Raw genomic sequence first — 11,766 nt, forward strand, 5'->3', positions numbered from 1 at the left:
GGAAGCCGTAGCGAAAGCGAGTCCAAATAGGGCGATTCAGTAGCGCGCTCAAGACCCGAAGCGGAGTGATCTAGCCATGGGCAGGTTGAACCGACGTCAGTGGACGTCGCCCATGAGCGCCTTGACCTTCTTGCGGTACATCCACACCGCGACACCGGCGATCACGGCGAGCGTGGCCTCCATGGCGACGATGCCCGTCTTGTTGAGGTCGACCTCGGCGATGGAGAGCAGACCGGTCGTGGCGTCACCGGCGGTGACGGCCAGGAACCAGACACCCATCATCTGGGAGGCGTACTTCGCCGGAGCCATCTTCGTGGTGACGGAGAGGCCGACCGGGGAGAGCATCAGCTCACCGACGGTCTGCACGAAGTAGATCGCCACCAGCCACATCGCGGCCGCCTTGTGACCGCCCTCGGCGATCGTCAGCGGGGCCAGGAAGAGGAAGAACGACGCGCCGATCAGGATCAGACCCGAGGCGAACTTCGTCGCCGTGCTCGGCTCCTTGCCGCGCTTGTTCAGCCACAGCCACGCGAAGGCGAAGACCGGGGCCAGCGCCATGATCATGACCGGGTTGACCGACTGGTACCAGGAGACCGGGAACTCCCAGCCGAAGATGGTGTTCTTCGCCGACTCGTCGGCGAAGATCGACATCGTCGAGCCGCCCTGGTCGTAGATCATCCAGAAGACGGCCGCGGCCACGAAGAACCAGATGTACGCGGACATCTTCGACTGGTCGGCACGGTCCAGGGACTTGTCGCGCTTGATGCGCCCGATGACCATGACCGGGATGACCAGGCCGGCGATGATGATCGGGACCAGCAGCCAGTTCAGCGTGTAGTGGCCCGAGAAGCCGACGATCGCGTAGAAGACGACGGCGACAGCGGCCCACAGCGCGGACTTGCGCAGCGTCGCGGACTTCTCCTCGGCCGTCAGAGGCGTGGGGACCTCGTGCGAGCGGGCGTTGAGGTGACGGCCGCCGAGCAGGTACTGGATGAGACCCAGCGCCATGCCGAGCGCGGCGAGGGCGAAGCCCAGGTGCCAGTTCACGCTCTCGCCGACGGTGCCGATGATCAGCGGAGCGGCGAAGGCGCCGAGGTTGATGCCGACGTAGAACAGCGTGAAGCCACCGTCACGGCGCGGGTCGTCCGGGCCGTCGTAGAGGTGGCCCACCATCGTGGAGATGTTGGCCTTCAGCAGACCGGAACCGATCGCCACGAGGCCGAGGCCCGCGTAGAAGGTGCCGGAGGAGGGCAGAGCCAGCGTGAGGTGGCCCAGCATGATGATCAGACCCGCGACGGCGACCGTCTTGCGGGGGCCGAGGACACGGTCCGCGAACCAGCCGCCGGGCAGGGCGAGCAGGTACACGAGGGAGAGGTACACCGAGTAGATCGCGGTCGCGGTGGCCGCGCTGAGGTGCAGACCGCCCGGTGCCACCAGGTACAGCGGGAGCAGTGCCTTCATCCCGTAGTAGGAGAAACGCTCCCACATCTCGGTCATGAAGAGAGTGGCCAGTCCGCGGGGGTGGCCGAAGAAGGTCTTCTCGGAGCCAGGGATTCCCGGGGTCACCGAGTCCTTCGTCAGGCTGGACGCCATGGTCGATCCTTGCTGGTCGGGACGCGCTGTTGGGGGGTCCCCTCACTCACGCCGACAGCGAGAGCTCGGGGGAATTGCGCGCCCATGGGGGGCGGCCGGCACCGGCGGGGTCCGGCGCCCCTCCCCACGCCCATGGGGAGTCCGCTCCGGCATTGCCGGAGCGGCGGACGGCGACCACCGGGATCCACGCCCGTCACGCATCAGCGTGTACGGGCCCGGCCACAGGTCTTTCCTTCGAGGCTGGCTGACACCAGCCCGCACACAGAAGAGACCTTCAGCATCAAGTTCGAGCCAAAGGTCCCGATGTGGTGCAACAGGCGTCTGGTCACCATACGACATCGCAATGCCCCATATGGAAGGACTTGAGATATGGATCACAGGCAATCATGGAACCGCGAGCGACCTTTCGAAGGTGTCAGTAACGATCGCATCCCACACCCACAGGTAAGAAACACCCGGACGGAGGGTGTGAATCCCACGGGCGGATCACTGCCCGGGCGTGCGGCACGGCGGACTACCATCACCCCATGACCCGTGTACTGCTCGCCGAGGACGACGCGTCCATCTCGGAGCCACTGGCCCGTGCCCTGCGCCGGGAGGGTTACGAGGTCGAAGTCCGCGAGGACGGCCCCACCGCGCTCGACGCCGGCATGCAGGGCGGTGTCGACCTCGTGGTCCTGGACCTCGGACTGCCCGGCATGGACGGCCTGGAAGTCGCCCGCCGGCTCCGCGCCGAGGGCCACACCGTGCCCATCCTCATCCTCACCGCACGCGCCGACGAGGTGGACACCGTCGTCGGCCTCGACGCGGGCGCCGACGACTACGTCACCAAGCCGTTCCGGCTCGCGGAACTGCTCGCCCGGGTACGGGCGCTGCTCCGGCGCGGCGCCGCCGAGCCCCAGCAGCCGCCCGCCACCCACGGCGTGCGCATCGACGTCGAGTCGCACCGCGCCTGGATGGGCGAAGAGGAACTCCAGCTCACGGCGAAGGAGTTCGACCTCCTGCGGGTCCTGGTGCGGGACGCGGGCCGCGTCGTCACACGCGACCAGCTCATGCGCGAGGTCTGGGACACCACGTGGTGGTCCTCCACCAAGACGCTCGACATGCACATCTCGTGGCTGCGCAAGAAGCTCGGCGACGACGCCGCGAACCCTCGCTACATCGCGACGGTACGAGGGGTCGGCTTCCGCTTCGAGAAGAGCTGAGGCTCCGCGGCGGCCGGGGTCCCGGGGCGGCCGATCTCCGGGACCACCCGAGGCCCGGCCGGTCCGGTCGGTGGGGAAACCCGCGCGCCCGGACCGGTGACCGGCTCGGGCCGGAGCGGCGAACGTGCACACTGGTCCCGGTACAGCCATCTGCCCGGAGGGCCCCGTGCGTCGCCGTCTGATCCAGTCCACCCTCGCCGTCGTCCTCGTGGTGATCGCCGTCTTCGGCGTCTCGCTCGTCATCGTCGAGACCCGCACGATCAGCAACAGTGCCCAGGAGCGCGTGGACTCCGAGGCGCTGCGCCTGGCCAGCATCGTGGACAGCCGCATCCTCGGCGACGAGAACATCACCGGCGACACGTTCAAGAACCAGGTCACCGACCGGCGCTACGCCGTGATCAGGATTCCGGGCCGCGACCCCATCGAGGTCGGCAGCCAGCCCACCGGCGACGTCATCCAGTACACCGCCAGGGGCGAGTCGGGGGAGAAGGTCACCGTCCAGGAGCCCCGCTCCTCGGTGACGAAGGAGGTCGGCCGCACGCTCCTGGTCATCGGAGCCGTCGCCCTCCTCGCGATCATCGCCGCCGTCCTGCTCGCCGTACGCCAGGCCAACCGCCTCGCCTCCCCGCTCACCGACCTCGCCGAGACGGCGGAACGGCTGGGCTCGGGCGACCCCCGCCCGCGGCACAAGCGCTACGGCGTCCCCGAGCTCGACCGGGTCGCCGACGTGCTGGACGGCAGCGCCGAGCGCATCGGCCGCATGCTCACCGCCGAGCGCCGCCTCGCAGCCGACGCCTCCCACCAACTGCGGACACCGCTGACGGCGCTCTCCATGCGCCTGGAGGAGATCACCCTCACCGACGACCCCGACACGGTGAAGGAGGAGGCGACCATCGCGCTGACGCAGGTGGAGCGCCTCACGGACGTGGTCGAACGGCTGCTCACCAACGCCCGCGACCCGCGGACCGGCTCCGCCGTCTCCTTCGACCTCGACGAGGTCATCAAGCAGCAGCTCGAGGAATGGCGCCCCGCCTACCGCAGCGCCGGCCGCGCGATCGTCAGCTCCGGCAAGCGTCATCTCCAGGCGGTGGGAACCCCGGGAGCGGTCGCCCAGGTCCTCGCGGCACTGATCGAGAACTCTCTGATGCACGGCGGCGGCACCGTCGCGCTGCGCACCCGCGTGATCGGCAACCAGGCCGTCATCGAGGTCACCGACGAGGGCCCCGGCGTTCCCACCGACCTCGGCGCCCGCATCTTCGAGCGCACCATCAGCGGCCGCAACTCCACCGGCATCGGTCTCGCCGTCGCCCGCGACCTCGCGGAGGCGGACGGCGGCCGTCTGGAGATGCTCCAGGCCCAGCCGCCGGTCTTCGGCCTGTTCCTGTCCCGCACCCCGCACAAGCGCCCGCCCCGGCTCGCCGAGGACGACGAGGGGCACACGGTCAGGTAGGGGAACGCGGGATCAGGCAGGGGAACGCGCGGGCAGGCGGAGGAACGCGCGTCAGTTCACGCGGGCCCGCGGGCGGCGCGTCCCGGGCTCGGGCTTCTCGTCCAGGAACGATTCGGCACTGGCCACCGCCTCCCGGGCCGGAAGCGCCCGGAACACCCAGGTGCGGTAGGACCAGAAGCGGAAGAGCGTCGCGACGCCGATGCCGAGGAACTTGAAGATGTTGCTCTGCAGCGGGCTGTCCCAGTCGAAGCCGTACGTCGCCACGTACAGGACGCCGTTCTCGATGACCAGGCCCACCGCGCTGAACAGCAGGAACAGCGTCAGTTCCTTCGTGCGCCCGCCCTTGTCGCGATCCCGGTAGGTGAAGTAGCGGAACCCGATGTAGTTGAAGACGATGGACACGACCGTGGCGATGACACTGGCCCGCACGACCTGGAGGTCCGTGAGGTGGCGCACCAGGTTGAACACGAGCAGGTTGACGAGCAGCCCCGCTCCGCCCACCACGCCGAACTTGGCGACCTCGCGGAAGAGCAGGTCGAAGCGGCGCCGAACCGCGCTGCGAGGCCCGGTATGAGGCCCCGGTGTAGCACTGCCCATGGTCTTGCCAGCCCCCGTCGGTGGGTCTTGATCGTGTGCGCGCGGGTGAACGCGCGGTGGAATACTCCAGCCAGCCCATGCTAACCAGCCCTCCCGCACGGTGCCTGTGCATGTGCTCACAGGTAAGAAAAGAGGCGGTCAGCGGAAGGGAAAATCGGGCGAATCGCCGCGGAAATCGGCCATGGTGGCGCGGCCGATACTCTTGGAGCGTGACGTTCCCGGTAGTCGGCATGGTCGGCGGTGGCCAGCTCGCTCGTATGACACACGAGGCGGGCATCCCGCTCGGCATCAAGTTCAAGCTCCTCAGTGACACTCCGCAGGATTCCGCGGCGCAGGTCGTCGGCGAAGTCGTCGTCGGCGACTACCGCGACCTCGACACGCTGCGTGACTTCGCGCGGGGCTGTGACGTGATCACCTTCGATCACGAGCACGTCCCGACCGAGCACCTGCGGGCCCTGGAGGCGGACGGCATCCCCGTCCGGCCGGGCCCCGACGCGCTCGTGCACGCCCAGGACAAGGGTGTGATGCGCGCCAAGCTCGACGCGATCGGTGTGCCGTGCCCCCGGCACCGCATCGTGACCGACGTCACGGACGTGGCCGCGTTCGCGGCGGAAGGCCTCGCCGAGGGGGAGGAGGGCGACGGCTTCCCGGTCATCCTCAAGACCGTCCGCGGCGGCTACGACGGCAAGGGCGTCTGGTTCGTCCGCTCCCTGGAGGAGGCCGCCGACCCGTTCCGCGCCGGCGTTCCCGTCCTCGCCGAGGAGAAGGTCGACTTCGCGCGGGAGCTCGCCGCGAACGTCGTCCGCTCCCCGCACGGCCAGGCCGTCGCGTACCCCGTCGTCGAGTCCCAGCAGGTCGGCGGCGTCTGCGACACCGTGATCGCCCCGGCGCCCGGCATCGCCGAGGAGCTGGCCCTGGAGGCGCAGGAACTGGCGCTGCGCATCGCCAAGGAACTCAGTGTCGTCGGCCACCTGGCCGTCGAGCTCTTCGAGACCCGCGACGGACGCATCCTCGTCAACGAACTGGCCATGCGCCCGCACAACTCGGGCCACTGGACCCAGGACGGCGCGGTCACCTCCCAGTTCGCCAACCACGTCCGCGCGGTCCTCGACCTCCCGCTCGGCGACCCGCGCCCGCGCGCCAGGTGGACGGTCATGGCGAACGTCCTCGGCGGCGACTACCCCGACATGTACTCCGCGTACCTGCACTGCATGGCCCGCGACCCGCAGCTCAAGATCCACATGTACGGCAAGGACGTGAAGCCCGGCCGTAAGGTCGGCCACGTCAACACCTACGGCGACGACCTGGACGACGTCCTCGATCGCGCCCGGCACGCAGCCGGCTACCTGAGAGGCACGATCACCGAATGAGCCCCGTTGTAGGCATCGTCATGGGTTCGGACTCCGACTGGCCGGTCATGGAGGCCGCCGCCCAGGCGCTGGACGAGTTCGAGATCCCCTACGAGGTGGATGTCGTCTCCGCGCACCGCATGCCGCACGAGATGATCGCGTACGGCGAGCAGGCCGCGGAACGCGGGCTCAAGGCGATCATCGCGGGCGCCGGCGGCGCCGCCCACCTGCCCGGGATGCTGGCGTCGGTCACCCCGCTGCCCGTCATCGGCGTGCCCGTCCCGCTCAAGTACCTCGACGGCATGGACTCGCTGCTCTCCATCGTGCAGATGCCGGCCGGCGTGCCGGTGGCGACCGTCTCCGTCGGCGGCGCCCGCAACGCCGGTCTGCTGGCCGCCCGGATGCTCGCCGCCCACGACCAGGAACTCCTCGGCCGGATGCGGGAGTTCCAGCAGGAGCTGAACGACCAGGCCACCGAGAAGGGCAAGCGGCTGCGTGCCAAGGTCGAGGGCGCCGCCGGCGGCTTCGGCTTCGGGAAGTGACGCGGATGTCCTCGTCCTCCCTGCCCTCGATCGACCGTGCCCGCGCCCTGCTCGACGAGTTCCCGGTCGTCGACGGACACAACGACCTGCCCTACGCGCTGCGGGAGCAGGTCCGCTACGACCTCGGCGCCCGTGACATCGCCACCGACCAGAGCGCCCACCTGCACACGGACTTGGCCCGGCTGCGCGCGGGCGGCGTCGGCGCGCAGTACTGGTCGGTGTACGTCCGCTCGGACCTGCCCGGCGCCCTCACCGCGACGCTGGAACAGATCGACTGCGTACGGCGGTTGATCGACCGGTATCCCGCCGACCTGCGGGCCGCGCTGACGTCCGCGGACATGGAGGCGGCCCGCGCCGAGGGCCGTATCGCCTCCCTCATGGGCGCGGAGGGCGGTCACTCGATCGACAACTCCCTCGCCGCGCTGCGCGGGCTGTACGCGCTCGGCGTCCGCTACATGACCCTCACCCACAACGACAACATCGCGTGGGCGGACTCGGCGACGGACTCTCCCGTCGTGGGCGGCCTGTCCGCGTTCGGCCGTGAGGTCGTACGGGAGATGAACCGCGAGGGCATGCTCGTGGACCTCTCGCACGTGGCCGCGACGACCATGCGCGACGCGCTCGACACCTCCGTCGCGCCGGTGATCTTCTCCCACTCCTCGGCCCGCGCCGTGTGCGACCACCCGCGCAACATCCCGGACGACGTGCTGGAGCGGCTGCCCGCCAACGGGGGAGTGGCGATGGTGACGTTCGTGCCGAAGTTCGTCCTCCAGGCGGCGGTCGACTGGACGGCCGCGGCCGACGACAACATGCGTGCGAACGGCTTCCACCACCTCGACACCACCGCCGAGGCCATGAAGGTCCACCGCGCCTTCGAGGAGGACAACCCGCGCCCCATCGCGACGGTGTCGACGGTCGCCGACCATCTCGACCACATGCGCGAGACCGCGGGCATCGACCACCTCGGCATCGGCGGCGACTACGACGGCACGGCGTTCACCCCGGCCGGACTGGACGACGTATCCGGCTATCCGAACCTGATCGCCGAGCTCCTGGACCGCGGCTGGTCGTCCACGGACGTGGCCAAGCTGACCTGGCAGAACGCCGTGCGCGTGCTGGGCGCGGCGGAGGACGTCGCCCGCGACCTCCAATCCCGCCGGGCGCCGTCGAACGCGACGCTGGAGCAGTTGGACGGCTGAGGGACGACGGCCCACCGAGTCACCGGGCCCCGGACTCCGGGACCCACGAAGGCGTCCGGGCTCCCCGCCCGGGCGCCTTCCGCGTGCGCCCGGCACGGGTGCCGGGCGGCTTCCGGACCGGGGGAGCGGTGCGCTCCCCCGAACGCCGCACCCACCAGGAAGCGCCCCGGGCCCCGTGCCACGGTGGCGGTAACACCGCTGGTGATCACCGCTGCCCACCTCCCGGAGCCCGTCATGGCAGACCTGCAGGACGAACTGCACACCACCGTCGAGGTGGGAGAGCTCGACCCGCCCGCTGCCTGGCCCGACACCGAAGCGCTGCCCTCCAGGACTCTCCTCGCAGGCGCCACCGGCCTTGCTGCCGGCTCCGGCGCCACAGGCCTCGTCGCCGGCTCCGGCGCCCCGGACCGTTCCCCGGCGGCCGCCGACGGCTCCGACCCGCTGGCACGGGCCCGTACGTTCCTGGCCGGCACCCCCGTCGCCGACGGCTACAGCGGGCTCCCCTGGGCCCTGCGCCATCTGCCCTGGTTCGATCTGGAGCTGGGCGAGAGCGCCGTGGACACGGACCTGCCGCGCCTGCGCGAAGGGCACGTGGGCGCCCTGTTCTGGTCGCTGCACCTGCCCGAAGGCCTCGCCGGGGACCGGGCCGTCGGCGCCACCCTGGAACAGCTCGACCTGGTGAAGACCGTGATCCACGCCCACCCCGAGGGCCTGCGGCTCGCGCGCGGCGCGGGCGAGGTCGCCGACGCCCGCAACTGCGGCCGCGTCGCCGTCGTCCTCGGCCCGGCCGGAGCCGCCGCGCTCGGCGACTCGCTCGGCATCCTGCGTGTCCTGCACGCGCTCGGCCTGCGCGTCCTCACCCTCACCGGCGCTTCATGGGCGGGTGAGACGGGCCTGACCCGGTTCGGCGAGGAGGTGCTGCGGGAGATGAACCGGCTCGGCGTCCTCGCCGACCTCTCGGGCACCTCGGACGCCACGACCGGCCGCGCTCTCGCCGCCTCCAAGGCCCCGGTCCTGTTCACCCGCTCGGCCGCCCGCGCCCTGCGCCCCCACCCGTCGAACCTGTCCGACGAGGTACTGGCCGAACTGGGCATCGCCAAGGGCCTGTGCATGGTGCCGCTCACCGCCGAACAGACCGGCCCGTCCGTCCGGGACGTCGCCGACCACCTCGACCACGTCCGGGCGCTCGCGGGAGCGGACTGCATCGGGCTCTCGGGCACGTACGACTCCGGGACCGCCCATCCGCAGGACCTCGCCGACGCCTCCTGCTATCCGCATCTGATCGCGGAGCTCATCACCCGGGGCTGGTCCGCCTCCGACCTCGCCCTGCTCACCTGGGGCAATGTCCAGCGCGTGCTGCGCGGCGCGGACTTCACCGCCCGCGCCGCGCAGCACCGCAGGCCGCCGTCCTCCGCGAGGATCGCCGACCTGGACGGCTGACCGCCGCCGGGTCCGTTCAGCAGGCGCAGAGGCAGAACGGGTGTCCGGCCGGGTCGGCGTACACCCGGAACGAACGCGACCTGTCCTCGGTGTCCAGCGGCGTCGCGCCGAGGGCCAGCACGCCCTTCTCCGCCACGTCCAGGTCCTCGACCTTCAGGTCCAGGTGGAGCTGCTGCGAGCCGTCGGGCGACGGCCAGCGCGGCGGTACGTACCCGGGCGCGGCCTGGAACGCCAGCTTCCGGCCGCCGGGCACCTCCAGGTCGAACCAGTCGGTCTCCTCCGTGATGGTGCCGCCCAGCACCCCCGCGTAGAACTCGGCGAGCGCGCGCGGGTCGGGACAGTCCAGGACGACGACGTCCAGTTCGGCGAGAGCCATGACTTCCTCCGTGGTATCTCCGGCAACACCGGCGGGTTACCTGCGCACCGCTTCAATCGGTAACGGTTACCCCATGCTCCCGTATGGAAGGCACCCTGGACCTCGAGTCGGGCGCCGACTCCCTGGACACACCCGAGGGGCCGGCGCGCTCCGGTCCGGCGGCGGGCGAGGCGGCGGGCGCCCGCGAGTTGCGCGAATCTCTGCGGGCGGTGTGCCTGGCGCACGCGGGGCATTCGGCGCGCCGGAAGGTGACCCCGGTCACGGTAAATCCTGCGGGCGGCGGGGCCGGGAGCCGGACGCGGTCCGGCGGTCTCCGGTCACGGCACAGCGAAGTGGTGCAGAATGCAACCGGCGACGGTCCGGCCGACTGAGCCTCGGCCGGACCGTCGTCCACCGCCGCGCCCTCGGCCGACGCCCTGCCCGCGGCACCCGCCGACGCTCCGCCCGAAGCCGAAGCCCGCGCCAAGATCGGCGCCTCGCCTCGGGGCCGGAATGGGACCCTGCCGCCCGAAGCCGAAGCCCGCGCTGAGACCGGCGCCCCGCCGCGGGACCGGAACCGGAACCTGCCGCCTGAAGCCTGAGCCCATACCCCGGCCGGCGGCAGTGTCCGCCCGTCGAGGGCTCAGGCCGTCGGGCGGCCCATCGCCCGGTACGTCCAGCCGGCCCGGCGCCATGTCTCCGGGTCCAGCGCGTTCCGCCCGTCCAGGACCACCCGGGACGTCGCCGCCTCGCCCAGCACCGCCGGGTCCAGCTCGCGGAACTCGCGCCACTCCGTCAGGTGCAGGACGACATCGGCACCCCGTACGGCGTCCACGGCGGAGCCGGCGTACCCGAGCGTCGGGAACAGCCGCTTGGCGTTCTCCATGCCCTTCGGGTCGTACACGGTGACCTGGCCGCCCTGGAGGTGGATCTGCCCGGCGACGTTCAGCGCCGGGGAGTCGCGCACGTCGTCCGAGTCCGGCTTGAACGTCGCGCCGAGCACGGCGACCCGCTTGCCGAGGAACGAACCGCCGCCGAGCGCGTCACGCGCCATTTCCACCATCTGCCCACGGCGCCGCATGTTGATGGAGTCGATCTCGCGCAGGAAGGTCAGCGCCTGGTCGGCGCCCAGCTCACCGGCGCGTGCCATGAAGGCGCGGATGTCCTTGGGCAGACAGCCGCCGCCGAAGCCGATCCCGGCCCGCAGGAACTTCTTCCCGATCCGCTCGTCGTGTCCTATGGCCTCGGCCAGCTTGGCGACATCGCCGCCGGCGGCCTCGCAGACCTCGGCCATCGCGTTGATGAAGGAGATCTTGGTGGCGAGGAAGGAGTTCGCGGACGTCTTCACCAGCTCGGCGGTCGGGAAGTCGGTCACGACGAACGGCGTGCCCTCGGAGACCGGTGTCACATAGACCTCGCGCAGCAGCTTCTCGGAGCGCTCGCCGCGCACGCCCACCACGATCCGGTCGGGGTGCAGCGTGTCGTTCACGGCGAAGCCCTCACGCAGGAACTCCGGGTTCCAGGCCAGCTCGGCGTCCTCGCCCGCGGGCGCCAGCTCCGCGAGCCGGGCGGCCAGCCGCTCCGCCGAGCCGACCGGCACGGTGGACTTGCCGACGACGAGGGCCGGACCGTGCAGATGCGGCGCCAGCGCCTCGAAGGCCGCGTCGACGTACGACATGTCGCAGGCGTACTCGCCATGCTTCTGCGGTGTGTTCACACACACGAAGTGGACGTCACCGAAGGCGCCGACCTCGGCCCAGTCCAAGGTGAAGCGGAGCCGGCCCGTGGAGCCCTCGATCCCGGCCACGTGCTTGCGCAGCAGCTCCTCGAGACCGGGTTCGAACATCGGGACCTCGCCTCGCTGGAGCATCTCGATCTTCTCCGGCACGACGTCGAGCCCGAGGACCTCGAAGCCGAGCTCGGCCATGGCCGCGGCGTGGGTGGCGCCGAGGTAGCCGGTGCCGATCACGGTGATCTTGAGGGCCATGGGTGCTCCTGAGGTGTGCGGCGCGTAGGTGCGCGCCTGAGCATAGTCG

Annotated in this window: 10 protein-coding genes; 6 read left to right on the forward strand and 4 right to left on the reverse strand. The window is 70.9% G+C overall.

Annotated features, from left to right (window positions below):
* Positions 1–96: 96 nt before the first annotated feature.
* Complete coding sequence (locus ACWEBX_RS19015; protein ID WP_451885987.1) at positions 97–1,593, reverse strand: oligopeptide:H+ symporter; 1,497 nt, start codon at positions 1,591–1,593, stop codon at positions 97–99.
* 527 nt (positions 1,594–2,120) lie between these two features.
* Between ACWEBX_RS19015 and ACWEBX_RS19020 the strand changes: the two genes are divergently transcribed.
* Together ACWEBX_RS19020 and ACWEBX_RS19025 are read left to right on the forward strand one after the other, a co-directional pair.
* Complete coding sequence (locus ACWEBX_RS19020) at positions 2,121–2,798, forward strand: response regulator transcription factor (RefSeq protein WP_235457590.1); 678 nt, start codon at positions 2,121–2,123, stop codon at positions 2,796–2,798.
* A gap of 166 nt (positions 2,799–2,964) precedes the next feature.
* Positions 2,965–4,248: an ATP-binding protein gene (locus tag ACWEBX_RS19025; RefSeq protein ID WP_451885988.1), complete on the forward strand. Its 1,284-nt coding sequence runs from the start codon at positions 2,965–2,967 to the stop codon at positions 4,246–4,248.
* 51 nt (positions 4,249–4,299) lie between these two features.
* On the opposite strand, the gene ACWEBX_RS19030 is transcribed toward ACWEBX_RS19025, so the two are convergent.
* Complete coding sequence (locus ACWEBX_RS19030) at positions 4,300–4,845, reverse strand: GtrA family protein (protein WP_451885989.1); 546 nt, start codon at positions 4,843–4,845, stop codon at positions 4,300–4,302.
* A 209-nt stretch (positions 4,846–5,054) separates the two neighbouring features.
* On the opposite strand from ACWEBX_RS19030, the gene ACWEBX_RS19035 reads away from it, so the two are divergent.
* The 4 genes from ACWEBX_RS19035 to ACWEBX_RS19050 all read left to right on the forward strand — a co-directional run bounded on the left by ACWEBX_RS19035 (position 5,055) and on the right by ACWEBX_RS19050 (position 9,375).
* Positions 5,055–6,215 (forward strand): 5-(carboxyamino)imidazole ribonucleotide synthase, encoded by a 1,161-nt coding sequence (locus ACWEBX_RS19035; RefSeq protein ID WP_451885990.1) that lies wholly within the window; start codon positions 5,055–5,057, stop codon positions 6,213–6,215.
* Complete coding sequence (gene purE / locus ACWEBX_RS19040) at positions 6,212–6,736, forward strand: 5-(carboxyamino)imidazole ribonucleotide mutase (RefSeq protein ID WP_451885991.1); 525 nt, start codon at positions 6,212–6,214, stop codon at positions 6,734–6,736. Before ACWEBX_RS19035 ends, purE begins: the two co-directional genes overlap by 4 nt.
* Positions 6,737–6,741: 5 nt before the next feature.
* Positions 6,742–7,935 carry a dipeptidase gene (locus ACWEBX_RS19045; RefSeq protein ID WP_451885992.1) on the forward strand — a complete coding sequence of 398 codons (1,194 nt, stop codon included), beginning with the start codon at positions 6,742–6,744 and terminating at the stop codon, positions 7,933–7,935.
* 234 nt (positions 7,936–8,169) lie between these two features.
* Positions 8,170–9,375, forward strand: coding sequence for a dipeptidase (locus ACWEBX_RS19050; protein WP_451885993.1), 1,206 nt, complete (start codon positions 8,170–8,172; stop codon positions 9,373–9,375).
* Between the two features lie 16 nt (positions 9,376–9,391).
* On the opposite strand, the gene ACWEBX_RS19055 is transcribed toward ACWEBX_RS19050, so the two are convergent.
* Positions 9,392–9,751: a VOC family protein gene (locus tag ACWEBX_RS19055; protein WP_451885994.1), complete on the reverse strand. Its 360-nt coding sequence runs from the start codon at positions 9,749–9,751 to the stop codon at positions 9,392–9,394.
* Positions 9,752–10,373: 622 nt separating this feature from the next.
* The gene (locus ACWEBX_RS19060; RefSeq protein ID WP_451885995.1) at positions 10,374–11,717 is read right to left on the reverse strand and encodes a UDP-glucose dehydrogenase family protein; all 1,344 of its coding nucleotides are present in this window, start codon (positions 11,715–11,717) and stop codon (positions 10,374–10,376) included.
* Positions 11,718–11,766: the final 49 nt, after the last annotated feature.

It is taken from the genome of Streptomyces sp. NPDC005070 (assembly GCF_053600395.1).

What these genes read in the sequence shown, in the direction of transcription:
- ACWEBX_RS19045 (WP_451885992.1), top strand. Translation starts at nt 6,742, where the DNA reads ATGTCCTCGTCCTCCCTGCCCTCGATCGACCGTGCCCGCGCCCTGCTC.
- ACWEBX_RS19060 (WP_451885995.1), bottom strand. Translation starts at nt 11,717, where the DNA reads ATGGCCCTCAAGATCACCGTGATCGGCACCGGCTACCTCGGCGCCACC.
- ACWEBX_RS19015 (WP_451885987.1), bottom strand. Translation starts at nt 1,593, where the DNA reads ATGGCGTCCAGCCTGACGAAGGACTCGGTGACCCCGGGAATCCCTGGC.
- ACWEBX_RS19055 (WP_451885994.1), bottom strand. Translation starts at nt 9,751, where the DNA reads ATGGCTCTCGCCGAACTGGACGTCGTCGTCCTGGACTGTCCCGACCCG.
- ACWEBX_RS19030 (WP_451885989.1), bottom strand. Translation starts at nt 4,845, where the DNA reads ATGGGCAGTGCTACACCGGGGCCTCATACCGGGCCTCGCAGCGCGGTT.
- purE (WP_451885991.1), top strand. Translation starts at nt 6,212, where the DNA reads ATGAGCCCCGTTGTAGGCATCGTCATGGGTTCGGACTCCGACTGGCCG.
- ACWEBX_RS19020 (WP_235457590.1), top strand. Translation starts at nt 2,121, where the DNA reads ATGACCCGTGTACTGCTCGCCGAGGACGACGCGTCCATCTCGGAGCCA.
- ACWEBX_RS19050 (WP_451885993.1), top strand. Translation starts at nt 8,170, where the DNA reads ATGGCAGACCTGCAGGACGAACTGCACACCACCGTCGAGGTGGGAGAG.